Below are 24,604 nucleotides of genomic sequence, written 5' to 3' on the forward strand. Positions count from 1 at the left end.
GTCATTCCGTTCAAAGTCCGGCGCGGCGTTTGAGCCAGCGCGTGAGCAGGGAGGGGTAGACCCAGGAATACGCGCAGTATCCCAGGATCGTGTAGGTGGCGATATCGGCGGCCAGCGGCGCGTCGCGGCGGATCAGGTTCATCCCCAGCAGGGCGATGAAGTAGAGCGCGGCGGACGCGCCCCAGCCCCAGCGGTTCAGTGGCCACAGCGGCAGCATGCTCCAGTGGCTCAGCGCTTCCAGCTGCACCACCAGCTCCAGCACCTCGCGCGAGTGCGGGTAGAGTTTGAGCAGTTCAATGGCGATGCGCTTGGCGGCGCGGTAGCGGCCACGCCCGACCAGGTGGGTGATCAGCATGCGCGCCGTGCTTTCGCTCTCCGGATGCCCCTGCATCAGCGACGCAAGGCTGGCGCGTTCGGCGTCGGGGCGGCCGTCGATGATGTCGCCGATCAGGCAGGCCGTCAGCGCCAGTTCGTCGTTGGGGTCCAACCGCAGCGCCTCGCGCGCCAGTTCCTTGGCTTTATCGATATGCATGGTGCGGTACATCAGCATCGCGTAGCGGGCGTACTCGTAGGCCGCCTCCGGATACTCGCGCAGCAGATCGAGCAGCACGGCTTCGGCCTGCTCCAGCTCCTCGGCGTCGCGATGGATGTTGACCATCAGCGAACGCGCCAGGTAGTCGTCCGGGTGGCGCGCCAGGATCTGTTGCAGCGTATGGCGCGCGTCTTCCTTGTCGTCGGTGAGATAATCGACGTGGGCCGAGGAGAACAGCAGGCGCGGGTCGTCGGGATATTGGCGCAGCGCGTCGGCCAGCAGTTCGCGCGCCTGTTGGTAGCGGCGGCGCTCGATCAAGCCTTCCAGCTGGAGCGCATAGGCGCGCGGTGTCAGTTGTGCGCCGTCGCTCATGCCAGCGATCCCGCCATCAACGTCACGATGCCGCGGATGCCGAAGTAGCCCGCCACCATGCAGGCGATGGCCGGTATCCATGGCGATGGCGGCTTGGTGTCGAACAGCGCGGCGGAGCGGTGCTGTTTCTTGTGCAGCAGGTAGAACACGCCGCAAAGTCCCATCGACAGCGCGCTTGACAGGGCGCGCATGGTGTCCTTGCCGAGGAATCCGGCCAGGCCGGAGAGCGTGTGCGGGGCCGCGATCGCCGCGTAGAGCAGCGCGACCAGCAGCGCCAGGCCGGCGATGTAGACCGGGATGTCGGCGGCGCGCCGCAGGCGCCAGGAATTGAGCGAGGCGTAAAGCAGGATCGCCAGCGGGCCGCCGAACACGGCGACCAGGAAGCTCGATCTGATCGAATACAGCGTGGCCGGCGATGCGTGGGCCGACAGCGAGGGGGTGAGCAGGTGTTCGCGCATGGGGGTGATGGAAAAGGCAACCAGCCATATTACCAAATTCATACTCACCACCGCCAATAAATTTGGTACTCTTTCATCAATATCACTTTGGGTACATACATATGGCAAGTATTGTTCATGCGGCGCGCAGGTTGGCACTGAATGTGCCTTTGGCTTTGATGTTGCTGGCGGCCGTGCCGCTGGCGCGCGCCACGGAGCCGCTGCGCACCCCGGTCAAGCAGCAGGACGAGTCGCCCAAAGGCTCGCTGCTGATCGCCGGCGGCGCGGTGCGCGGCGATAACGCCGTGATCTGGCAGCGCATGGTGCAGCTGGCCGGCGGCCCCGGCGCCCGCATCGCCGTGCTTCCCAGCGCCTCGGGCAATCCGGCGCGCGCCGGCGCCTATCTGGCGGCGGGGCTGAACAAGTACGGCGCGGCGGCCTTCGTGGTGCCGATTGCCGTGAAGATGAAAGACCGCGACTACAAACGCGACGCCGAGGACGAGACGCTGGCCGCCTCGATCCGCGACGCCGGCGGCGTCTACTTCTCCGGCGGCGACCAGGCGCTGATCACGCAGGCGCTGGTGCGCCCGGACGGCACCCGCACGGCGGTGCTGGAGGCGATCTGGGATGTCTACCGGCGCGGCGGCGTCATCGCAGGCACCAGCGCCGGCGCGGCCATCATGAGCAGTACCATGTTCTACGACGCCAAGACCGTCTTCGGGACCCTGAGCGAGGGCGTCAACGGCCGCGAGCTGGCCACCGGCCTCGGTTTCATCGGCGACGACATCTTCGTCGACCAGCACCTGCTGGCGCGCGGGCGCTTCGCGCGCATGCTGCCGGCCATGCTGAAAAAGGGCTACAAGCTGGGCATCGGCATCGATGAAAACTCGGCCGTCATCATCACCGGCCGCCGCCACGTGGAGGTGGTGGGCTACCAGGGCGCGCTGCTGGTCGACCTGGCGCAGGCCAAGGTCGATCCCAAGGTCAAGGACTTCAACCTGTCCAATGTGCGTCTGAGCTATCTTGACCGCGACGACCGCTACGACCTGGCCACGCACAAGTACACGCCGTCCGCCGACAAGATCGAAGGCAAGGTCGATCCGAAAAAGCCGTATCTGAAGGAGCCGGTGTATTCGACCGATGTCCTCGGCCACAACACCATCCTGATCCTGATGTCCAAGCTGGTCGACAACAGCGAGACGCAGGCGATCGGCATCGCCACGGCCGGGCCGCTGGACCCGCGCCAGGACCTCGGATTCGAGTTCAAGCTGACGCGCGACGCCGGCACCACCGGCTACAGCTCCGCCACGATGGACGCCTACACGGTGCTGGATATGCGCCTCGACGTCCGGCCGCTGCAAGTGACACGCCCCTGGTATAAATAATAAAGGAAGCCGATGAACGCGATTACCTTGCTGCCGGCCGGCGCGCTGGCGCTGGCCCTGTTGATCCCCTCGATGTCGCAGGCCGCCACCGCGGCGGCGCCAGACAGTCCCGCCGCCGCCGTGAATGTCTTCATCGGCACCGGCGGCGACGGCCACACCTTCCCCGGCGCGGCCCGCCCGTTCGGCATGATCCAACTGAGCCCTGACACGCAGGTGCGGCCTTTCCGCCAGAGCTATCCGTGGGCCGCCGGCTACCGCTACGAGGACGACAGCATCCTCGGCTTCTCGCACACGCACTTTTCCGGCAGCGGCCATTCGGACCTGGGCGACGTGCTGTTGATGCCCTACAGCGGCGAGACCAAGCTGGAACCGGGCTACCCCGAGCGTCCCTTCAGCGGCTACCGCTCACGCTTCAGCCACAAGGACGAACGCGCGGAGCCGGGCTACTACGCTGTCAAGCTGCTCGACAACGAGGTCGATGTCGAGCTGACCGCCAGCGAGCGGGTGGGGCTGCACCGCTACCGCTACGCGGCCGGCGCGCCGGCCAAGGTGATACTGGACCTGCGCAGCAGCATCTACGATTACAAGGCCAAGAACCTGTGGTCGCGCCTGCGCGTGCGCGACGATAAGCTGATCACCGGCATGCGCGAGACGCGCGGCTGGGCGGCCGGCCGCCAGCTGTACTTCGCTATCGCGTTCTCGCAGCCGCTGACGGCGCGCGCGCTGCGCAACATGGAGACCGATATCGAATACAAGGGCTTCGCCAGTCCGGGCAGCGGCCCCGGCGCCGACCCGAACCTCAAGCCTTTCGTCGAGGGCAAGGCGCTGGTCGGCGCGCTGGAATTCGGCGTGCCGGCCGACGGCAAGCTGCTGGCGAAGGTGGCGATATCCGCCGTCAGCGAGGAGGGCGCGATCGCCAACCTGGCCGAAATGCCGGGCTGGGACTTCGACGCCGAACGCGCCAGCGCCTCGGCCGCGTGGAACCAGGCGCTCGGCGCGGTGGCGATCGAGGCGGCCGCGCCGATGAAGACCATGGTCTACACGGCGCTGTACCACAGCATGCTGGCGCCCGGCCTGTTCATGGACCGCGACGGCCGCTATCGCGGGCCGGACAACGAGGTCCACCAGGCCGACGGTTTCCGCTTCCATTCGACCTTCTCGCTGTGGGACACCTACCGCGCGCTGCATCCGCTGCTGACAATGATCCAGCCGGAGCAGCGCAACGTCGATTTCGTGCGCTCGCTGATCGCCTCGCAAAAGGCCAGCCCCTACGGCATCCTGCCGGTGTGGCAGTACCACGGGCTGGAGACGTGGTGCATGATCGGTTACCACGCGGTGCCGGTCATCGCCGACGCCTACATGAAGGGGATGAAAGGCTTCGACGCCGAGGAGGCCCTCAAGGCCATGACCAGTAGCGCCGAATATGGTCCCTACGGCGGCCTTCAGCACTACATGAAGCTCGGCTATGTGCCGATCGACCTGGAGCCGGAGGCGGCGTCGAAGACGGTCGAATACGCGTTCGACGACTGGACCATCGCGCGCATGGCGGAGAAGATGGGCAAGAAGGACGTCGCCGCGCGCTATTACAAGCGGGCGCTGAACTACCGCAACTCCTTCGACACCAAGACCGGCTTCCTGCGGGCGAAAAAGTCGGACGGCAAGTTCCGCGAGCCGTTCGATCCGGTGCGCTCGAACTTCGGCAGCGACTACACCGAGGGCAGCGCCTGGCAATATTCCTGGTATTCGCCGCACGATAACGCCGGCCTGATCAAGATGCTCGGCGGAGATGCCGGTTTGCAAAATAAGATCGACATGATGTTCGACGCCAAGGTCGACGACAACGTCTACGCGCACATGGAGGATATCTCCGGCCTGATCGGCCACTACGCGCACGGCAACGAGCCGTCGCACCACGTGGCCTATCTGTACAACTTCGCCGGCGCGCCGTGGAAGACCCAGCAGCGCCTGACGCAGGTGGTGGCGTCGCAGTACAACGCCACGCCGCAGGGCTTGTCGGGCAACGACGATCTGGGGCAGATGTCGGCCTGGCTGGCCTTCACGGCGCTGGGCTTCTATCCGGTGGCGCCGGGCAGCAACGAGTACGTGATCGGCCGTCCCTTCCTGGACAAGGCGGTGATGAATCTGCCCAACGGCAAGACCTTCACCATCCGCGCGGTGGGCATGAGCGCCGACAACGCCTATGTCGCCGGCGTGACCTTGAACGGCAAGCCGCTGGCGCAGACTTTCCTGCGCCACGAGCAAATCATGGCCGGTGGCGAGCTGGTGTTTACGATGGACAAGGAACCGAACAAGGCGTGGGGCAGGGGCGCGGCGGCGCGCCCGTACACGCAAACGGCCTACTAATCGTTCGACGAACAGCAGGAAATGTCGATCGGATCATATCGCTCCCCGTTGGGCTGGGTAAGCTGGACTTTCGCCATATCGGGCGGGAAGTTCTCTTCGTCACTATTGCTCGCGCTTGGTGACCACTCAACCTGGACGGAGGTTATGATGGATGAATTTGTCTACAGTCTGCTGTTGAAGGGTACGCAAGGATTGACCCTGCTTGGCACGTTGCGCTACCGCTTCACCGATCTTGCCGCCGACGCCCGCACCCGCGACATGCAAGCGCTGATGGGCGCGACGATCGACCGGCCCACCATCGAGCTGTTCATCCTGCCGGCCGAGGGCACGATCTCGGTGCCGCTGCTGACCGGGCTGACGCCGGTGCCGATCAGCGGCATCGGCTTCGGCAGTCCGGCGGGCCTGCTGACGGTGCTGTTCTCCAGCACCGACGATACGCGCGGCCTCAGCCTGCAAATCAATCCGATCGACGCCACCCACATCGGCGGCGGCCTGACCTGGAAGCCAGGCCAGCCGGACACGTTGCTGTTCAGTGTACTGGGCACGCAGCTTGCATTCCCGATGTGAAGCGGGGGGCCGGGTGCGGATGGTGGGGAAGGGCGCCATGGGAGTGGCGCCCTTGTTGCATCCGGGGTGCTCAGGCGCGGCGTTTGCGCAGCGCCGCGCCGATCACGCCGAGTCCCGCGAGCATCAGCAAGGCCGATTCCGGCTCGGGAACGGCGGATACCTGGACCCGCTGGATCGAGGTGAGCGTGCCCCAGAAGGAGACGCCGTAGTCGTCGCTTTGACGGTACCAGCCGCCGCCGATGGTCGACACCAGGTCCTTGTAGGCGATGTCGAGCGCCGACGGCAGCGCTGTCGAATTGAGATAGCCGCCACTGGCGTCCGTGAAACCCAGCCCCGCGCCGCCGCTCAGGTCGGGCTGTGCGCTCCCTTCATAATTGGTGTTGTCGAGGGCGATCGAATCGTTACCGGGTCCGTTCACCACCGTCACCGCGCCCGTGTGGGCGCTGGCGTAATTGTTCTGGCCCGACTTGAAGCTGTATTCCATGCTGAACGTGGGCAACGTGCTCAGGCTGTAGCTGCCGTAGTCGAAGAAGGAAGACGGGTTGGCCGTATCAAAGCTGATGCGTCCCGTCAGTTGGTCGTTCACCGCCATGTGATGGCCCGCCAAGTTGGCGCTATCGACATAGCCCCCCTGGCCTTTCGACAGAGCGAGCACGCGATCGACCACGGCGGTGAAAGTGTAGGTCACGGTCTCGGCATGCGTCGGGCTGGCGGCCGACAGCAAGGCCAGCGCCACCGCGCCGACGCTTGCGTTCATCTTGGTTGTCCAGGTCATAGCCATTCCAATCTCTGTGTGAAGTAGGGAACTTATTATAATAATTGCACTCAGGAATTGTAAATGTAAAATCTCAAGCGTGCGGGCCGATACAACGCCGACCATGCCGATTTGATCACAATGTGTGGACATGGCGGGTGGCGCTGGCGCGGGCGCCTGAAGCGGCGGGCCGCGATTGCAATATCGATCTGATCAGAATGCGTCCAAATCGGCCGGGTAAGCTGAACTACTGCCCCATCAGGCAGGGAAGTTCTCGCTGTCACTATCGTTAGCGCATGGTGGCAGCTCAACCCGCATGGAGGTTATGATGGATGAGATTATTTATGATCTGTTATTGAAGAGTCCGCTTGGTTTTGCCCTGTTAGGCACGCTTCGTTTCCGCATCATTTTCGATGAACCGGCGTCCGGAAAAAGCATCGGCGACGTCTCCGCGCTGTTGACCGAGACGCTGGAGCGGCCCTTTATCACCATGAGCGCCCAGGAGCTGGAGGGCAGCATCTCGGTGCAATTCCTGACCGGCTCGCGTCCGTTGCCGGCCGCCGGCCGTCTCTTCGGCTTCGACATGACGCCGCTGCCGCTGAACGCCTTGTTAAACGGCGGCGACGCCACGCGCCAGCTGTTCCTGCAGTTCAGCTTCCTCGACGCCACGCACATCGGAGGCGGCATGCTGTGGCAACCCAACACGCCGCAGCAAATGAAGTTCAGCCTGCTGGGCACGCAGCGTCCGTTCGGCATGTCGGCCGATGACATCCCCCAATGAAATTCCCTTCGCCGCCATTGCCCGCGCATGGTGGCCGCTCAACATGGATGGAGGTTATGATGGATGAGATTGCCTTTAATATAATACTGACGAGCAGGTTCGGCCTGAGCCTGCCCGGCATGCTGCGTCTTCGCTTCACCGATCTGGACGCGCTCATGCCCAGCGGCGATATCGGCGCCGTGCTGGCGGCGATGCCGCAGCCGGTCGACATCGACGTGGCGGTGTTCCAGCTGGCCGGGACAATGTCGGTGCCGCTGCTGACCGGCGTGCGTCCCGTGCCGGTGGCCGGCATCGGCCTGGCCACGGCGGCCGGCCCCATCGGGTATGTGCTGGCCGGCACCGACCCGGCGCGTCCGCTTCGGCTGCTGTTCAACAACCTGGACGTTCAGGACATCGCCGGCGGGCTGGTGTGGCGGGCGGGGCAGTTCGGCCAGCAGATTTTCAGCTTGCTGGGCACCCAGCTTCCGTTCGGCCTGCGGGGCGACGCGGCCCCGCAAGAGGAGGCCGCTCCCCAGGACGAGACCGCTTGATGCTCAGGGACCGGCTTCCGCCTCGTCCAGCGACACGAAGGTGAGCCGGTTGCCGAACGGATCTTTGACCGACATCTCACGCCCGCCCCACGGCACCGTTTCGATGCCCGGGCGGGCGTATTTATAGTGCTTGACGGTCAGCTCGGCGTGCAGGGCGTCGATGTCGGCGCTAACCACCCGCAGCGCCGCGCCCGGGCTGCAATCGCCGTGGTGTTCGCTCAGGTGCAGCGCGCAGCCGTCGCGCGACACTTGCAGGTAGAGCGGCATGCCCGGCTCGAAACGGTGTTCCCAATCGACCCCGAAGCCCAGGTAGTCGATGTAGAACTCGCGCGCCTTGGCTTCGTCGAAGATGCGCAGGATGGGCGTGATGGTTCCGAGGGTCATGCTGGTTCCTGTGGATGGGCTGTACGGACCCCTAGTATATCTCCGGCACGATGATTTCGGACGGCACCGGGCGGCGCACGTAGTCGTCGTGGTACTCGCGCTCCGGCAGCTGGATTGCCGGATGCTCGACTTCGATGTAGGGCATCTGTCCCAGCAGGTGGTGGATGCAGTTCAGCCTGGCCTTCTTCTTGTCCACGCCTTGCACCACCCACCATGGCGCCTCCGGAATGTGGGTGCGCTCGAGCATGATTTCCTTGGCCTTGGTGTATTCCTCCCAGCGGCGGCGCGACTCCAGGTCCATCGGGCTCAGTTTCCATTGCTTGAGCGGATCGTGGATGCGGCCCAGGAAGCGCGCGTTCTGCTCCTCGTCCGAGATCGAGAACCAATATTTGATCAGCTGGATGCCCGAGCGCGCCAGCATGCGCTCGAACTCCGGCACAGTCTGGAAGAATTCCTCGTATTGTTCGTCGCTGCAAAAACCCATCACGCGCTCGACGCCGGCGCGGTTGTACCAGCTGCGGTCGAACAGGACGATCTCGCCGGCGGCCGGCAGGTGCGAGGCGTAGCGCTGGAAATACCACTGCGTGCGCTCGCGGTTGTTGGGCGCGGGCAGGGCGGCCACGCGGCAAACGCGCGGATTGAGGCGCTGCACGATGCGTTTGATCACGCCGCCCTTGCCGGCGGCGTCGCGGCCCTCGAACAAGATCACCACCTTGTGGCCGGTGTGCACCACCCAGTCCTGCAGCTTGACCAGCTCGGCTTGCAGGCGGAACAGTTCGCGGAAGTAATGGCGGCGGGCCGCCTTGGCCGCCTCGCTGCGTTCCGTTTCGATGACCAGCTTGGTGACCGGGTCGATCTCGCGGTCCTCCAGCTCCATCTCCAATTCCTCGTCGTAGCTGTCGGTGAGCTCGCGGTGTACGCGCTCCAGCAATTCCTGCTCGTTCAATTTCACGCAATGCTCCTCGGTGTGGGTCGGGCACAGCTTACGCGTGGAATGTGACCTGGCGATGACGAATCAATATCGTCCCGATGTCGATCTGATCATGGCGCCGTGCGCCCGCCTCGGTAAGCTGAAATCCTGGCTCGCTCGTGAGGCAGGCATGTTTGCGGTGACTTTACCTATGGAGGTTGTGATGGATGAGCTGGTCTATAACTTGTTATTGAAGAGTCCGCACGGTTTGACGCTGCCGGGCACCTTGCGCTATCGCTATACCGACCTGGACGCCCTCAAGGCGGGGGAGATGTCAGCCCTCATGGAGCAGGCGCAGCAGGTGGACACCTTCGAATTGTCGCTCTTCAAGCTGGCCGGTACCTTGTCGGTGCCGCTGCTGACCGGTTTCACGCCGGTGCCTGTCGAGGGGATCTCGTTCGTCGCCCTGCTGGGGCCGACCTTGACCAATTTGCTGAGCAGCACCGATCCGCGCCGCCGCCTCGATATGCAGTTCAACTTCCTCGGCAGTAATAATATCGCCGGCGGCCTGCTGTGGCGTCCGGGCGAGCTGCGCCAGCAGGTGTTCAGCATCCTGGGCACCCGCGCGGCGCCGGGCGTGTAGAAGGGCCCAACCCGCAGAGCCAGGCGGGGTCGGACCCGACGGGTCCGACCCCTAAGCGCGGCGGCAAGCGTCGAGTTGCCATCTCGGAGGGGGCTCGATTTTAATTCGGATACAGGCCGTGCACCCGGCCGAACAACCGGGTCAGGCCGAGCAGGGCGTCGATGTGGGGCGTGGGCAATTGCAGCCGCTGGCCGATTTCGCGCACGGCGCCCACCAGCGCGTCCAGCTCCAGCACGCGGCCGGCGTCGGCGTCCTGCAGCATCGAACTCTTGAAGGCGCCCAGCTTGCGCGTGACCTGGTGGCGCTGCTCCGGCGTCTCGTCGATGTGGCAGCCGATGCGGTCGCCGATCAGCGCCGCCTCGCGCATGGCCGCGCGGCAGAACTCGGCCACCAGCGGATCGTCCAGGATGCGGTCGGCGGTGGCGCCGGTGATGGCCGACACCGGGTTCAACGTCATGTTGCCCCACAGTTTGTACCAGATGTCGTAGCGGATGTTGTCGGAGACGGTGACGTCGAAGCCGGCGCCGCCCAGCAGCGCGCCGAGCTGGCGCGCGCGCGCCGACTCGCCGCCGCCGGGTTCGCCGATGATCAGGCCGTTGCCCATTTTGTGGGCGACCAGGCCCGGCTCCGGCGACGAGGTGCTGGCGTGCACGACGCAGCCGAGCACCTGGGCGTAGGGCAGGGCGGCGGTGATCGAGCCCTCCGGATCGACGCTGGCCAGCGGCTGGTCGCCGATGGCGGCCACGCCCTGGCCGAACCACCATGGCACGCCGTTCATGGCCGGCAGGATCACCGTCTCGGGCCCGATCAGCGGACCGATCTCGCGCGCCACGGCCGTCAAGCCCTGGCCCTTGACAGCGACGATGACCACATCCTGGCGTCCCAGCTGCGAGGCGTCGTCGCTGGCGTGGGCCGGGGCCGTGGTCAGCACGTCGCCCTGGCGCAGCCGCCAACCGTTTTCTTGCAGCGAAACGAGTGCCGCGCGGCGCGCCAGCACACTTAAATCACACGCGGCCGCAGCCGCCAGACGGGTGCCGATGAAACCGCCAATGGCCCCGGCGCCGACGATACATACTTTCATGTTGTCTCCTCTGAAAGAAAAGGGGCCGCGATGTGCGGCCCCGCCTCCTGAAGCAGGTTTGATTACATCTTATTATTTGCTAAGTATATATCACTCTATATCAATTGCGAATATCGAGCCTGCGGTTCAGGCTCAGCGCCGCCAGCGAGGCCACGGCGCCCGACAGCAGGTACAGGCCGACATAGGCCAGGCCGAAGTGCGCCGACACGCCCAGCGCCACCAGCGGCGCGAAACCGGCGCCGACCAGCCAGGCGATATCCGACGTCAATGCCGCGCCGGTATAGCGGAAGCGCTGTTCGAAGTTGGCGGTAACGGCGCCGGCGGCCTGCCCGTAGGACAGGCCCAGCAGCGCGAAGCCCACCAGGATGAAGATGTCCTGGCCGATTTCGCCGCCGTCGATCAGCGACGGCACGGCCGCGCTGAAGACGGCGATCATGATGGCGAGGGTGCCCAGGGTGCGGCGGCGGCCGTAGCGGTCGGCCACCAGGCCCGAAATAATGATGCCGATCGTCATCAATACCACGCCGACCATCTGCACTTGCAGGAAGCCGGACACCGAGCGCGGCGAATACAGGCTGATCCAGGACAGCGGGAACACCGTCACCAGGTGGAACAGCGCGTAGCTGGCCAGCGCGGCAAGCGCGCCGATCAGCACGTTGCGGCCCTGTTTGCTCAGCAGTTCGACGACGCTGACCGGCTCCAGCTGGCGCTCGTCGAGCAGGTGCGAGTATTCATGGGTGGTAACCAGGCGCAGGCGGGCGAACAGCGCGACCACGTTGATGGCGAAGGCCACATAGAACGGATAGCGCCAGCCCCAGTCGAGGAAGTCCAGCGAGCTCAAGGTGGCCATCATATAGGCGAACAGGCCGGCCGCGATGAGGAAGCCGATCGGCGCGCCCAGCTGGCCCAGCATGGCGTACCAGCCGCGCTTGTGCTCCGGCGCGTTGAGCGCCAGCAGCGACGGCAGGCCGTCCCATGAACCACCCTGGGCGATGCCCTGGCCGATGCGCAGCAGCGACAGGATGACGATGGAGGTGGTGCCCAGCGACGCGTAGTCGGGCAGGAAGGCGATACCGGCGGTGGACACGCCCATCACCATCAGCGCGAGCATCAGCTTGGCTTCCCTGGTGAACCGGTGTTGTACTGCCATAAACGCCACAGTGCCGAGCGGCCGGGCGATAAATGCTAGCGAGAAAATCGCGAAAGCGTATAGTGTTCCGTCAAGGCGGCTCTCGTACGGGAAGAACACCGACGGGAACACCAGCGCCGAAGCGATCGCGTAGACGAAGAAGTCGAAGTATTCGGAGGCGCGGCCGATGACCACGCCGATGGCGATTTCGCCTGGTGAAATATCCCCATCCCTGGCATTGATGTTACGCGCGCCTTGGCTGGTTTGATGCTCAGGGACGACGCCCGTTAATGTAGTCGTATTGGCCATGGTCTCGTCTCGTAAGTAAATTAATTTTTATTACGATCATGTCCCTGGACCACTAGGACAAAGTGTCCAATGGCAAGAACATTCCGTAATAGGTACAGTAGCATGTTATCCATATTCTGTGACGTAAATTACCGCATGATTCCTCCTATCGCACGTCGTGGGCTATTCCTCGCACCGTTGTTGTGGCTTGCCGGCTGCAACACGGTCGTGTTGAACCCGTCCGGAGATATCGCTGCCCAGCAAGGAAACCTTGTCATTGTTTCCACATTGCTGATGCTGTTGATTATCGTACCCGTTATGATTTTGATCTGTCTGTTCGCTTGGCGCTATAGGAAGGCAAATACTTCCGCCAAGTACGAACCGAACTGGGATCACTCGACCAAGCTCGAATTGCTGATCTGGGGCGCGCCGCTGCTGATCATCATCGTGCTGGGCGCGATCACCTGGATCTACACCCACTTGCTGGACCCGTACCGTCCGCTCAGCCGCCTCGACGCCAACCGTCCGATCGCCGCCGGCGTCAAGCCGCTGGAGATCCAGGTCGTGTCGATGGACTGGAAGTGGATGTTCATCTATCCGGAGCAGGGCATCGCCACCGTCAACGAACTGGTGACTCCGATCGACGTGCCGGTGCGCTTCAAGCTGACCTCGTCGACCGTGATGAACGCGTTCTACGTCCCCGCGCTGGCAGGCATGATCTACACCATGCCCGGCATGGAGACCCAGCTGAACGCGGTGATGAACAAGGTGGGCGTGTACGACGGCTTCTCGTCGAACTACAGCGGCGCCGGCTTCTCGCAGATGCGCTTCAAGTACCACGGCGTGAGCCAGGGCGACTTCGACGCGTGGGTCGCCAAGACCAAGGCTACCACCGGCACGCTTACCCGCGCCGAGTTCGTGACCCTGGACAAGCCGACCATTAAGCACCCGATCATGCACTTCGGTACCGTCGACAAGGGTCTGTACGACCTCGTGCTGAACCGTTGCGTCGTTGAAGGTTCGGTCTGCATGAACACCCTGATGCACCAGGACGCCACACGCATCAAGGCGGCGGCCGCAGTCAAAGCGCTGGACAAAGACGTCTGTGAGACTGACGTTGCCGCCACCGCCCAACCTACCCGTAAAGAATGACCATGTCCGAACATACCTTGACACCCAACCACCCGATCCTGGGTCGCCTGTCGTGGGAATCGATCCCGCTGCATGAGCCCATCCTGATCGGCACCTTCGCCATGGTGGCGCTGGGAGGCCTGGCCTTCCTCGCCGTCATGTTCAAATTCCGCCTGTGGGGCCCGCTGTGGAAGAACTGGATCACCAGTATCGACCACAAGAAGATCGGTATCATGTACATGATCCTGGGTATCATCATGCTGCTGCGCGGCTTCGCCGACGCGCTGATGATGCGCGCCCAGCAAGCGATGGCCTTCGGCGACAACGCCGGCTTCCTGCCGCCGCACCACTACGACCAGGTCTTCACGGCCCACGGCACGATCATGATTTTCTTCGTGGCAATGCCTTTGGTCACCGGCCTGATGAACTACGTGGTGCCGCTGCAGATCGGCGCGCGCGACGTTTCGTTCCCGTTCCTGAACAACTTCTCGTTCTGGATGACCACCTTCGGCGCCATGCTGACGATGGTGTCGCTGTTCGTGGGCGAATTCGCCAAGACCGGCTGGCTGGCGTTCCCGCCGCTGTCGGGCATCATGGCCAGTCCGGACGTGGGGGTTGACTACTATATCTGGTCATTACAGATCGCCGGGGTGGGCACGACCCTGTCCGGCGTCAACCTGATCGCCACCATCGTCAAGATGCGCGCGCCGGGCATGGACCTGATGAAGATGCCAGTGTTTACCTGGACCGCGCTGTGCACCAACGCCCTGATCGTCGCGACGTTCCCGATCCTGACCGTTACCCTGGCGATGTTGTCGCTCGACCGCATGGTCGGCACCAACTTCTTCACCAACGACCTCGGCGGCAACCCGATGTTGTACGTCAACCTGATCTGGATCTGGGGCCACCCTGAGGTCTACATTCTGATCCTGCCGGTGTTCGGCGTGTTCTCGGAAATCGTCTCGACCTTCAGCGCCAAGCGCCTGTTCGGCTACACCTCGATGGTGTACGCCACCGTCGTGATCACCATCCTGTCGTACCTGGTATGGCTGCACCACTTCTTCACCATGGGTTCCGGGGCCAGCGTCAACTCGTTCTTCGGCATCACGACGATGATCATCTCGATCCCGACCGGCGCGAAGATCTTCAACTGGCTGTTCACCATGTACAAGGGCCGCATCACCTTCGACGTGCCGATGTTGTGGACCGTGGGCTTCATGCTGACCTTCGTCATCGGCGGCATGACCGGCGTGATGCTGGCCGTGCCACCGGCCGACTTCGTGCTGCACAACTCGCTGTTCCTGATCGCCCACTTCCACAACGTCATCATCGGCGGCGTGGTGTTCGGCCTGTTCGCCGGCATGAACTACTGGTTCCCGAAAGCGTTCGGCTTCAAGCTCGACGAATTCTGGGGCAAGGTTTGCTTCTGGTGCTGGCTGGTCGGCTTCTGGGTCGCGTTCACGCCGCTGTACGTGATGGGCTTCATGGGCGTCACCCGCCGCATGAACCACTTCGAAGATCCGTCGCTGCAAATCTGGTTCGTCATCGCCGCCATCGGCGCGCTGATCATCGCCGGCGGTATCGGCGCGTTCCTGATCCAGATCTATGTGTCGTGGCGCGACCGCGCGAAGCTGCGCGACGTCACCGGCGACCCATGGGGCGGCCGTACCTTGGAATGGGCGACTTCGTCGCCGCCGCCGGACTACAACTTCGCGTTCACGCCGGTGGTGCATGACAGCGACAGCTGGGCCGACATGAAGGCGCACAACTACAAGCGTCCGACCAAGGGCTTCGTCGACATCCACATGCCGAAAAACACGGCCGCCGGCTTCATCATCTCGTCGCTGTCGTTCGTGATGGGCTTCGCCCTGGTCTGGCAGATGTGGGCGCTGGCCATCGTCGGCTTCGTCGCCATGATGGTCGCCATCATCAAGCACACCTTTAACTACAAGCGCGATTTCTACATCAAGGCGGAAGAAGTCATCCGTACCGAAGAAGCGCACACTCGTTTGCTGGAAAGCCATGTCTGATATAACCGCTAACGCCGCCATGAGCGACGACCCAAGCGCGCGCTACTACGTAGCCGACCACCACCCGGAGAACGGCACGTTGCTGGGCTTCTGGCTCTACCTGATGAGCGACTGCCTGCTGTTCGCCGGCCTGTTCGCGGCCTACGCCGTGCTCGGCCGCAACTACGCGGGCGGCCCGTCGGGCGCCGAGCTGTTCGAGCTGGGCACGATCGCGCTGAACACCGCGTTCCTGCTGCTGTCGTCGATCACCTATGGCTTTGCCATGATCGCCGCCCAGCGCAAGAGCCTGAAGTTCGCCATCATCTGGCTGGGGATCACGGGCCTGTTCGGCCTGGCGTTCCTGTTCCTGGAGATCGAAGAGTTCATGCACCTGATTCACATCGGTGCCGGTCCGCAGCGCAGCGCGTTCCTGACCTCGTTCTTCGCGCTGGTCGGTACCCACGGTCTGCACGTGACCTTCGGTACGATCTGGCTGATCACGTTGATGTTCCAGCTGAAAAAGCACGGTCTGACGGTCGAAAACAATCGGCGCATGATGTGCCTGTCGATGTTCTGGCACTTCCTGGACGTGATCTGGATCGGTGTATTTACCTTTGTTTACCTGATGGGAGTTCTGCCATGAGCGCGCCACACAATCACGGTCATGGCCACGGTCATGACGATCATGGCCACGGCCACGGCGAAGAGGGCGCCCACGGCAGCCTGAAGGATTACGCCATCGGCTTCGTGCTGTCGGTGATCCTGACGGCAATTCCGTTCTGGCTGGTGATGGCCAAGGTGTTCGACAAGTCCAGCACCACGGCCGCCGTGATCCTGGCCTTTGCCGCCGTCCAGGTGGTCGTGCACATGGTCTACTTCCTGCACATGAACGGCAAGAACGAAGGCGGCTGGTCGATGCTGGCCCTGTTGTTCACCGCAGTGTTGCTGCTGATCGTATTGGCGGGCTCGATCTGGGTCATGTACCACATGAACCTGAACATGATGCCGTCGATGGGCTCGGATGTGCACAGCATGCACGACATGAAATGACGACTGGCGCACCGCGCCAACGTTCCCGCGCCCTGCGCGTCATCCTGGCCCTGGTGGCCGGGGTGATGTTCGCAGGGTTTTTTGCTTTGGGAACGTGGCAAATATTCAGGTTGCAATGGAAGCTGGCGCTGATCGAGCGGGTCGACCAGCGCGTGCACGCCGCGCCGACGGCCGCGCCCGGCATCGCCGACTGGCCGACGCTCAGCGCCGAGGACGACGAATACCGCCGCGTGCGCCTCAGCGGCGTGTACCTGCCGGCCTCGACCACGTGGACCCTGGCGTCGCTCGAGCGTGGCATCGGCTACTGGGTGTTGACGCCGCTGTGCACACAAGACGGCGGCATCGTCATGGTCAATCGCGGCTTCGTGCCGGCGGGTACGGGCGGCTGGAGTCCGCGTCCGGCGCCGGCGCCCGCTGCGGCCAACGCCTGCGCGGCAGTGGCTGGCGGCCCGGCGGTGACGGTCACCGGCCTGCTGCGCGTCAGCGAAAAGACCAGCTCGCTGCGGGCCAACGAGCCGGCGCGCAATTACTGGTACACACGCGACTTGCAGGCGATCGCCAAGGCGCGCGGTCTGCCGGCGGTGGCGCCGTATTACGTCGATGCCGACGCCGCCTCAGCGCAGGTCGATTTGCCGGGAGAAACCGTGCGCCCGATCGGCGGGCTGACGGTGGTCTCCTTCGTCAACAACCATCTGGTTTATGCTTTGACCTGGTTTGGGCTGGCGTTGATGGTGGCTGTCGCCACCTGGTGGGTCGCACGGGATACACGTGGGGGACGTTGATCACGTAAAATAACGGGGATGGCGACAAAATACCCCAACCCCTTCGACCGCGGTCGTCCCAACGCCCCCGTGGTCGAACCGCTGGCCGCCGTGAAAGCGTCGGCCAACACCATCACGCACGCGGCCGGCCACAAGAACATGCAGCAGCTGATCCAGCTGCGCTGGATCGCCGTGATCGGCCAGATCACCACCATCGCCGCCGCCTCGCAGCTGCTCGACGTGCAACTGCCGATGCCGGCCATGCTCAACGTGCTGGCCTGCCTGATCGCCTTCAACATCGCCAGCACCCTGCGCTGGCAGGAAAACCAGTTCGTCTCCAACAACGAGCTGCTGCTCGCGTTGACGGTGGACGTCGCCAGCCTGACCGCCCAGCTCTATTTGAGCGGCGGCGCCACCAACCCCTTCGTGTTCCTCTACCTGCTGCACGTGATCCTGGGCGCGGTGCTGCTGGAAGCCTGGTCGACCTGGACCATCGTCGCCGTCACCGGCGCCTGCATCGCCTGGCTGGCGCTGTTCTCCGAACCTTTGCGGCTGCCTCAAGACCACGAACGCGGCATCCTCAGCCTGTACGTGCAGGGCATGCTGGTGTGCTTCATCCTCGACGCCGCGCTGCTGGTGGTGTTCATCAGCCGCATCACGCGCAACATGCGCACCACCGCCGCCAAGCTGGCCGCCTTGCACCAGCGGGCGGCCGAGGAGGAGCACATTATCCGTATGGGCCTGCTGGCCTCGGGCGCCGCGCACGAACTGGGCACGCCGCTGGCCACCCTGGCCGTCATCCTCGGTGATTGGAAGCACATGCCCGAGTTCAAGGGCAATCCGGTGCTGCTGGAGGAAATCGCCGAGATGCAGACGCAGCTCAAGCGCTGCAAGTCCATCGTCAGCGGCATCCTGCTGTCGGCGGGCGAGACGCGCGGCGAATCGTCGGCCGCGACCACCATCAACACCTTCCTCGACGAGGTGGTGGCGGAGTGGCGCATCGGCCGTCCGGTGGTGGCGTTCGAGTTCGAGAATCGCATCGATCCCGACCTGCCGGTGGTGTCCGATTCAACACTGAAGCAAATGATCTGCAATGTGCTGGATAATGCGCTGGAGGCGTCGCCGCAGTGGCTGCGCATGGAAGCCAGCCGCGAGGACGACGCCTTGGTGCTGCAGGTGACCGACGCCGGTCCCGGTTTCGCCGAGGCGATGCTGGCGCAATTCGGCAAACCATATAATTCCAGTAAAGGACGGCCGGGCGGAGGGCTCGGGCTGTTCCTGGTGGTGAACGTGGCGCGCACCCTGGGCGGCGCCGTCACCGCCAGCAACCTGGAGCAGGGTGGGGCGATGGTGCGTTTGACGCTGCCGTTGTCGGCCATCGAAATCAAATCGGAACAAGCTAATCATGAGTACTGAGGAAACTGAACAACGTTTGCTGTTGCTGGTCGAGGACGACGCCGCTTTCGCCCGCACCTTGAGCCGTTCGTTCGAACGGCGCGGCTACAAGGTGCTGCTGGCCGAGAACGTCGACGAGACCAGCGCGGTGCTGGTGGACCACTCGCCCGGCTACGCTGTGGTGGACTTGAAATTGAAGGGCAACTCGTCCGGCCTGGCCTGCGTGCAGATGCTGCATCAGCACGATCCGGAGATGCTGATCGTGGTGCTGACCGGTTTCGCCAGCATCAACACGGCGGTCGAGGCGATCAAGCTGGGCGCCTGCCAGTATCTGGCCAAGCCGTCCAATACCGACGATATCGAGGCGGCGTTCGAACACGTCGCCGGCTCGGCCGAGCTGGAGCTGACCAACCGGTCGACGTCGATCAAGACCTTGGAGTGGGAGCATATCCACACGGTGCTGGCGGAGACCGATTTCAATATCTCGGAAGCCGCGCGCCGGCTCGGCATGCACCGCCGCACCCTGGCGCGCAAGCTGGAAAAGCAGCGGGTTAAATAGTGACACAAGCTTCATTTCCCGGTTTCGAGCCTGAACCGGAACTGACGGACCGGATATTTTTTGCCGTGATGCCGGATGGCGCGGCGGTTGCCGGGATCAATCAGGTCACGGCGGAGTTGAAAGCCCGTCACGGCATGCGTGGCCGGCCCATCGTCGACGCCAAGCTGCACGCCACTTTGTGCAACCTGGGCGACTTTCCGGGCATGCCGGCCAGCCTGGTCGCGCGCGCGGAGCAGGCGGCTGCGTCCATAGCCGCCGCAACGCCCGAGTTCGATGTCGCCTTCGACACGGCGCAGACCTTCGTGAATCGTTCACGCAATCGGCCGTTCGTGCTGACCGGCGGCGACGGCGTGGTTGGGCTGACGGCGCTCTACAAGAATCTGGCGCAAGCGCTGCTCAAGGTCGGCATCGCCGGCAATCCTCCCAGCTATACGCCGCATGTCACGCTGCTGTACGACGATGTCACCGCCGCTCCGGCGCCGGTACCGGCGATCCAGTGGACCGTGCGGGAATTGGTGCTGCTGCATAGCCGGATTGGCCAGAATCAACCAGCGTATACCACAGTGGCGCGTTGGCCGCTCGGCATGATTTAACCATGTTGCGGTAGCCTAATACGGTCTTTTTATCTTTGATCACGTCGACGGGATTCCACCATTGACTATCTTCGCCAGCACAGTTTGAAAATCTAAAATGTGCCTAGCAGAAGTGTCCGTGACGTTGGGGGGAAGGCCAGTATGGTCATTCTCCGCAGTAGCAAGAGGTGATTTCCTTCTTTAATCCTCTCGCTGGTGACACTGAATCGCTATCTGCGGCTCTTTGACATTCAGTATTTGAAAGGAATTTGTGGCACCTTGTAATCGTTCTTGCTCTTGCCAGTTCGCTCCAAGTCCTCTTCAAATTCTTTCATGGCCCGCAACGCCTCCGAAAAGATAATTTGCTGCCGTCCCGAAAATTGGGGAGCCTTCTCAGCGCCGAACCACTTAGGCCATACCGTCTGATCGTATGTGTACTTTGCAACTGTAATCAGCGCATAGAGTTGAAATCTTATTTTCGGATCCAGGTCATGAGTTTTCCAGCGATTGATGGTCCAGTTGATGCACTCCACCATCAAGATCGCCTGGATGTCGTTACCGTAACCTCTCATCTTGCTATTGATACTTTCAGGTGCCATGAGGTGCTTCAAACCCTCGCCAAGGTCACTTCATCAAATCCTTGGGATACAGGACGGCACCTGCACGATGACGCCGTTTCGCTATCTGGTGAAGACAAACCGATCGCCGACTTTACGATCACCCCGCCAACGGCCTGCTGTATGACGTCGTCATTGAAGTAGATCAACCTGACTTGGGGACGCTCGACAAACAGACAAATGAGTTTCGGCGTCGCATCGTGGTCGTAGACCGCATCGAACCGCGAACAAGCGCCCCCGACATGTCGTCGCGCAAAATGTCGCCTTCGTCTATCAACTGATCCATGTTGGCGATCATGACTTTTTCTAGTTCAACCTCGTAGTATCGGCTTGCCGTCGCTATCGGCGCGCATGAATTCTAGTTCGGCAACAAGCGGTGCACACGGGTCGATTCTCGCAATAGATGCGGTAAATATCTTGCTTGTGCGGCGAAAGTGGCGAATAATCACCGCATGAATAGCGGCTATTACACGTATATCTGGCAGGCCCGGGATTGGCCGGCGTGGCGCTTTGAGCTTGCCGTGCTGGCTACGCCCATGGCCGAGGTGAGCAGGGCGCAGGGGCATTTGGTCGGTCGTCTGGCTGACGTCGGCTTGGTACTGCGCGGCCAGGCAAGTCTGGCCGCACTGACCGAGGACGTCGTCAAAACCAGCGAAATCGAAGGAGAGGCGCTCAACGTCTCCTCCGTTCGCTCGTCCATCGCCCGTCGTCTTGGCGTCGACATCGGTGCCCTTGCGCCAGTTGATCGCCATGTGGAAGGCGTAGTTGAAATGGTTCTCGATGCGACGGCCAATTGCCACGCGCCGGTCACGCGGGATCGCCTGTTCGCTTGGCATGCGGCGCTGTTTCCTACCGGGTATTCAGGCCTTTCCAAAATCAATGTCGGTGCCTGGCGCGACGATGTCAACGGCCCGATGCAGGTGGTCTCCGGTCCCGTCGGCAGGCAACGGGTGCACTTCGAGGCACCTCCCGCAAGCGCGCTTGAAGCTGAAACCGCACTGTTTCTCGACTGGATAGACACGGATTCAAATGTTCCTCCGCTGATCAAGGCCGGTCTCGGACACTTGTGGCTGGTGACACTGCATCCATTCGACGATGGCAACGGCCGTATCGCGCGCGCCCTCGGCGATCTGCTGCTGGCGCGCGCCGAGGGATGTCCTCAGCGCTTCTATAGCCTATCCGCGCAAATCCAGCGCCAGCGCAAGGCATACTATGAAATTCTGGAGCGGACGCAGAAGGGTGCGATGGACGTCACCGAATGGCTTCTGTGGTTTTTCGATGCGCTGAGAAGCGCGGTCGAACAGGCTCATCTCGGTCTCGATGTCGTTTTGTGGAAAGCGCGCTTCTGGCGACAATGGGCAGAGGCGCCGATGAACGAGCGCCAGGTCAAGTTGCTCAACAAATTGCTTGATGGCTTTGAAGGCAAGCTCACGACCAGCAAGTGGGCCGCGATCGCCAAGTGTTCGACCGACACGGCACTGCGTGATATCACCGATCTTGTGCGGCGTGGAGTGCTCCGCAAAACGGATGCCGGAGGGCGCAGCACCGGTTACGAGTTGAGTGGGCTGGCATTGTGAACGCTCGCACTTGGCAGTGGATTGCAAAGGTGCAGTTAGCGTCAGACTGGAACAAACTGGCAGGGGTTTTTACGAGGTGAACCATCATGCTGATCAGACGCTGCGCCGTGCTGTTTGTCGAGCCCCGCGAGGATCTCGATATCGATTGGTCTTCGCTGTTCGCCGGCGAGAGCGCGCTGGGCTCGACGGTGCGCTGGATCGCGCTGGCGCCGCATCTTGGCGCCGAGGTCGAGATCGGCAGCGACGAGATGCTGGCCCTGGGTGGCATCAGCCTGACCTTGTGGCAGGAGCGCGCCGTCTGCGAGCGGAAGTCGTCGGCCGACGTCATCGGGCGTTTGCTCGCGCACGGCCTGCTAATGAGTGATGCGCCCGAGGGCGCGGCGATTCGGGAACGCGACGAGGTACTGCGTTCGCAGCACTGGCGGCCGTTATCCGCCGCCGCGCATATGTTTAGCCGCTGGGGCGATATGCGGGTCGATAAGGGCATGCAGTTTCCCAGCTTTGAGGAGCTGGTTGAGTCGTACGGCACGCCGCCGGGCCCCGCCATCGAACGCGGCGCCGCCGCTGATGCGTTGATGTTGCCGGTTCCGGAGCGCGCCGGGTTGGACGAGACGCTTTTCAAACGCTACACCGGCCGTAATTTCGATCCGGTCGCCACGCTGCCATTGGCCACCGCCTCGCGTTTGCTGCAACGCGCCTTCGGCTCGCAGGGCGAGCGCGAGATGGCGCCGGATGCCTTTGTGCTGAAGAAGCTCAGTCCCTCGGCCGGCGGCCTGCATCCCACGGAGGCGTATGTGCTGGCGCAGCGCGTGGAGGGCGTGGCGCCGGGGTTGTATCACTACCACCCGGTGCGGCACGCGCTGGAGCCGCTGGTGGCGATGGATACCACGCAGACGGCGGAGCTGGCGATGCGCATGGTGGCCGATCAGGATTGGTTTGTCGATGCGCCCATGATGGTGGTGCTGGCGGCGCGCGTGGAACGGAATTTTTGGAAGTACCGTAATCACGCCAAGGCTTATCGGGCGTTGTTGTTGGACGCGGGGCATTTGTCGCAGACGTTTTATCTGCTGGCGACGGAGGCGGGGATGCCGGCCTTTGTGACGGCTGCTGTCAATGAGGTGGATATCGAGCGGGCGTTGGGGCTCGATCCGCTCAAGGATATGGTGGTGGCGGTTTGTGGGTGCGGCGCGGCGTCGGGGGCGCAGGATACGGTGGAGATGCGGTATGAGCCGTGACGCTGACTTGGGTTCCTGACGGCGCTTGCATGGCGGATTACGCTTCGCTAATCCGCCCTACGTGTTTATGATGTATGGTTGACTCATACATCCTCCGCCTATGAAAACTCTTTTTTTGCTGCCGGTCGTTTTGTTCGCCGGGTGCGCGTTTGCCGATGCACCTTCCGCCACTTGGGACAAGCAGGCTAGCGGCGTCGCCGGTCGCTTGCGCGGCGTGAGCGCTGTCGATGACAATGTGGCCTGGGCCAGCGGCGCGGGCAACGCCGTGCTGCGCACCGCCGACGGTGGCGCCACCTGGCGCAGCCTTACACCGCCGGTCGATGCCCAGGCCACGCCGCTCGATTTCCGCGATATCGACGCCGTCGACGCTCGCACCGCCTACTTGTTGAGCATCGGGCCGTCCACGGCCTCTCGCATCTTCAAGACCACCGACGCCGGCGTCACCTGGACGCAGCAGTATGTCAATCCCGATGAAAAAGGCTTCCTCGACGCGATGACGTTTTGGGACGCGGACAGTGGCCTGGTGATCGGCGATTCGATCGACGGCCGCTTTCAGATACTGCGCACCGCCGACGGCGGCGCGACATGGAGCAAGATTCCCGCCGCCGCGCTGCCGCCCGCGTTGCCGAACGAGGGATCATTCTCGGCCAGCGGGTCCAACATCGCCGTGGTCGGCCGCGACGACGCCTGGATCGCCACCGGCAGCCGGGTGCTGCACACCGGCGATCGCGGTAAAACCTGGAGCGTCGTCCAGGCGCCGCTCGATACCAGCGAGTCGGCCGGCATCTTTTCGATCACGTTCCGCGATGCGCTGCATGGCGTGATCGTCGGCGGCGACTACAAGCGCGAAGGCGCGGCCGTCAACAACGTTGCCGTCACCAGCGATGGCGGAAAGAGCTGGTCGCTGGTGCGTGAAAAAGGATTGTCCGGTTACCGCTCGGCGGTGAAGTACTTGCCCGGGGGCGGCAAGTCGCTGGTGGCCGTCGGTCCGTCAGGCGCCGATGTGTCGCGGGATGACGGCAGGACGTGGACGCCGTTGGCGTATCCGGCATCGGTCGCCGGCTTCGACGCGATCAGCTTTGCCGCCGGCCGCAAGACGGCTTGGGCCAGCGGCAACAAGGGCGAACTGGCGAAAGTGAATTTTAAATAAACTGCAAACCCGCATAGCTAAACGATGGGCCGGCGTTGGCGCAATGGGGTCGGACCCCGCGGGTCCGACCCCGCCTGGCCCTGTGGGTTGGGCGTTCAGCGCTGGCCTGATAGGAAGAACGGAATCGCGCCGGCGGCGTTTTCCAGTTTGCCTTTGATCGCATGACGATTGGCGGCGAGGACTTCTTTCGACGGCAGGCTGCGCAGGGCCGGAATCTGGGCGGCGTCGATGCGGATGCCCAAGCCATCGAGCGCAATTTGCGGATCGCTCAGGAAGCTCTGGCGGAAGCTGTCGTCGCCGGAGAGTTTGGACAGCAGCAGGTCGAGATCTTGCGGGGAATGCGAGGCCATGTGGTCACCTTTCGTATGCGGGGAGCAGGTTGATGCGTATC

At 63.2% G+C, this 24,604-nt stretch carries 26 protein-coding genes; 17 read left to right on the forward strand and 9 right to left on the reverse strand.

Translation table 11 applies throughout. The features are described from left to right. Positions 1-10: 10 nt before the first annotated feature. Together NHH88_17185 and NHH88_17190 are read right to left on the reverse strand one after the other, a co-directional pair. On the reverse strand, positions 11-904 hold the full coding sequence (locus NHH88_17185; GenBank protein USX11451.1) for a tetratricopeptide repeat protein: 894 nt from the start codon (positions 902-904) through the stop codon (positions 11-13). Further along, the gene (locus NHH88_17190) at positions 901-1,404 is read right to left on the reverse strand and encodes a hypothetical protein (GenBank protein USX11452.1); all 504 of its coding nucleotides are present in this window, start codon (positions 1,402-1,404) and stop codon (positions 901-903) included. The genes NHH88_17185 and NHH88_17190 overlap by 4 nt, the downstream gene beginning before the upstream one ends. A 116-nt stretch (positions 1,405-1,520) precedes the next feature. Here NHH88_17190 and NHH88_17195 point away from each other — a divergent pair, with 116 nt between their 5' ends. The 3 genes from NHH88_17195 (at position 1,521) to NHH88_17205 (ending at position 5,657) form a co-directional block, all read left to right on the forward strand. Continuing rightward, on the forward strand, positions 1,521-2,726 hold the full coding sequence (locus NHH88_17195) for a cyanophycinase (GenBank protein ID USX17362.1): 1,206 nt from the start codon (positions 1,521-1,523) through the stop codon (positions 2,724-2,726). A gap of 12 nt (positions 2,727-2,738) precedes the next feature. Next, positions 2,739-5,090, forward strand: coding sequence for a GH92 family glycosyl hydrolase (locus tag NHH88_17200; GenBank protein ID USX11453.1), 2,352 nt, complete (start codon positions 2,739-2,741; stop codon positions 5,088-5,090). Between the two features lie 144 nt (positions 5,091-5,234). Beyond that, on the forward strand, positions 5,235-5,657 hold the full coding sequence (locus NHH88_17205) for a hypothetical protein (GenBank protein ID USX11454.1): 423 nt from the start codon (positions 5,235-5,237) through the stop codon (positions 5,655-5,657). A gap of 70 nt (positions 5,658-5,727) precedes the next feature. Here the strand turns inward: NHH88_17205 and NHH88_17210 are convergent, their stop codons facing one another. Then, positions 5,728-6,432: a PEP-CTERM sorting domain-containing protein gene (locus NHH88_17210; GenBank protein ID USX11455.1), complete on the reverse strand. Its 705-nt coding sequence runs from the start codon at positions 6,430-6,432 to the stop codon at positions 5,728-5,730. Positions 6,433-6,739: 307 nt separating this feature from the next. Between NHH88_17210 and NHH88_17215 the strand changes: the two genes are divergently transcribed. Beyond that, entirely contained in the window at positions 6,740-7,192 is a 453-nt protein-coding gene (locus NHH88_17215; GenBank protein USX11456.1) for a hypothetical protein, read from the forward strand. Positions 7,193-7,248: 56 nt separating this feature from the next. Continuing rightward, a complete protein-coding gene (locus NHH88_17220) occupies positions 7,249-7,722 on the forward strand; it encodes a hypothetical protein (GenBank protein USX11457.1) in 474 nt (157 codons plus the stop codon). Positions 7,723-7,725: 3 nt separating this feature from the next. Here the strand turns inward: NHH88_17220 and NHH88_17225 are convergent, their stop codons facing one another. Further along, entirely contained in the window at positions 7,726-8,106 is a 381-nt protein-coding gene (locus tag NHH88_17225; protein ID USX11458.1) for a VOC family protein, read from the reverse strand. A 31-nt stretch (positions 8,107-8,137) separates the two neighbouring features. Further along, on the reverse strand, positions 8,138-9,052 hold the full coding sequence (ppk2, locus tag NHH88_17230; GenBank protein USX17363.1) for a polyphosphate kinase 2: 915 nt from the start codon (positions 9,050-9,052) through the stop codon (positions 8,138-8,140). A 187-nt stretch (positions 9,053-9,239) separates the two neighbouring features. On the opposite strand from ppk2, the gene NHH88_17235 reads away from it, so the two are divergent. After that, positions 9,240-9,659: a hypothetical protein gene (locus tag NHH88_17235; GenBank protein ID USX11459.1), complete on the forward strand. Its 420-nt coding sequence runs from the start codon at positions 9,240-9,242 to the stop codon at positions 9,657-9,659. Between the two features lie 100 nt (positions 9,660-9,759). Here NHH88_17235 and NHH88_17240 read toward each other — a convergent pair whose 3' ends face one another. Next, positions 9,760-10,740, reverse strand: a complete 981-nt coding sequence (locus tag NHH88_17240) for a 2-dehydropantoate 2-reductase (GenBank protein ID USX11460.1) — start codon at positions 10,738-10,740, stop codon at positions 9,760-9,762. 100 nt (positions 10,741-10,840) lie between these two features. Next, positions 10,841-12,178, reverse strand: a complete 1,338-nt coding sequence (locus tag NHH88_17245; protein USX11461.1) for an MFS transporter — start codon at positions 12,176-12,178, stop codon at positions 10,841-10,843. Positions 12,179-12,313: 135 nt separating this feature from the next. Here NHH88_17245 and cyoA point away from each other — a divergent pair, with 135 nt between their 5' ends. Genes cyoA through thpR form a run of 8 tightly spaced genes read left to right on the forward strand, consistent with a single transcriptional unit; the run spans position 12,314 to position 19,655 of the window. Continuing rightward, positions 12,314-13,309, forward strand: a complete 996-nt coding sequence (gene cyoA, locus NHH88_17250; GenBank protein ID USX11462.1) for a ubiquinol oxidase subunit II — start codon at positions 12,314-12,316, stop codon at positions 13,307-13,309. Between the two features lie 2 nt (positions 13,310-13,311). Next, complete coding sequence (cyoB, locus tag NHH88_17255; GenBank protein ID USX11463.1) at positions 13,312-15,318, forward strand: cytochrome o ubiquinol oxidase subunit I; 2,007 nt, start codon at positions 13,312-13,314, stop codon at positions 15,316-15,318. Continuing rightward, a complete protein-coding gene (cyoC, locus tag NHH88_17260) occupies positions 15,311-15,940 on the forward strand; it encodes a cytochrome o ubiquinol oxidase subunit III (GenBank protein ID USX11464.1) in 630 nt (209 codons plus the stop codon). Before cyoB ends, cyoC begins: the two co-directional genes overlap by 8 nt. Then, a complete protein-coding gene (gene cyoD / locus NHH88_17265) occupies positions 15,937-16,347 on the forward strand; it encodes a cytochrome o ubiquinol oxidase subunit IV (protein ID USX11465.1) in 411 nt (136 codons plus the stop codon). Before cyoC ends, cyoD begins: the two co-directional genes overlap by 4 nt. Further along, positions 16,344-17,129 carry an SURF1 family protein gene (locus tag NHH88_17270; GenBank protein USX11466.1) on the forward strand — a complete coding sequence of 262 codons (786 nt, stop codon included), beginning with the start codon at positions 16,344-16,346 and terminating at the stop codon, positions 17,127-17,129. The genes cyoD and NHH88_17270 overlap by 4 nt, the downstream gene beginning before the upstream one ends. A gap of 18 nt (positions 17,130-17,147) precedes the next feature. Further along, positions 17,148-18,524 (forward strand): ATP-binding protein, encoded by a 1,377-nt coding sequence (locus NHH88_17275; GenBank protein USX11467.1) that lies wholly within the window; start codon positions 17,148-17,150, stop codon positions 18,522-18,524. Continuing rightward, complete coding sequence (locus tag NHH88_17280; protein USX11468.1) at positions 18,514-19,062, forward strand: response regulator transcription factor; 549 nt, start codon at positions 18,514-18,516, stop codon at positions 19,060-19,062. The genes NHH88_17275 and NHH88_17280 overlap by 11 nt, the downstream gene beginning before the upstream one ends. Beyond that, positions 19,062-19,655, forward strand: coding sequence for an RNA 2',3'-cyclic phosphodiesterase (gene thpR, locus NHH88_17285; protein ID USX11469.1), 594 nt, complete (start codon positions 19,062-19,064; stop codon positions 19,653-19,655). The genes NHH88_17280 and thpR overlap by 1 nt, the downstream gene beginning before the upstream one ends. 230 nt (positions 19,656-19,885) lie before the next feature. Here thpR and NHH88_17290 read toward each other — a convergent pair whose 3' ends face one another. After that, the gene (locus NHH88_17290) at positions 19,886-20,233 is read right to left on the reverse strand and encodes a hypothetical protein (protein ID USX11470.1); all 348 of its coding nucleotides are present in this window, start codon (positions 20,231-20,233) and stop codon (positions 19,886-19,888) included. A gap of 470 nt (positions 20,234-20,703) precedes the next feature. Here NHH88_17290 and NHH88_17295 point away from each other — a divergent pair, with 470 nt between their 5' ends. The 3 genes from NHH88_17295 to NHH88_17305 all read left to right on the forward strand — a co-directional run bounded on the left by NHH88_17295 (position 20,704) and on the right by NHH88_17305 (position 24,213). After that, complete coding sequence (locus NHH88_17295) at positions 20,704-21,828, forward strand: Fic family protein (GenBank protein USX11471.1); 1,125 nt, start codon at positions 20,704-20,706, stop codon at positions 21,826-21,828. Positions 21,829-21,914: 86 nt separating this feature from the next. Further along, complete coding sequence (locus NHH88_17300; protein ID USX11472.1) at positions 21,915-23,063, forward strand: putative peptide maturation dehydrogenase; 1,149 nt, start codon at positions 21,915-21,917, stop codon at positions 23,061-23,063. Between the two features lie 100 nt (positions 23,064-23,163). Continuing rightward, positions 23,164-24,213 (forward strand): hypothetical protein, encoded by a 1,050-nt coding sequence (locus tag NHH88_17305; GenBank protein USX11473.1) that lies wholly within the window; start codon positions 23,164-23,166, stop codon positions 24,211-24,213. A gap of 95 nt (positions 24,214-24,308) precedes the next feature. Here NHH88_17305 and NHH88_17310 read toward each other — a convergent pair whose 3' ends face one another. After that, a complete protein-coding gene (locus NHH88_17310; GenBank protein ID USX11474.1) occupies positions 24,309-24,563 on the reverse strand; it encodes an NHLP-related RiPP peptide in 255 nt (84 codons plus the stop codon). Positions 24,564-24,604: the final 41 nt, after the last annotated feature.

The sequence above is a fragment of the Oxalobacteraceae bacterium OTU3CAMAD1 genome, from assembly GCA_024123915.1.
GTDB lineage: Bacteria > Pseudomonadota > Gammaproteobacteria > Burkholderiales > Burkholderiaceae_D > Rugamonas.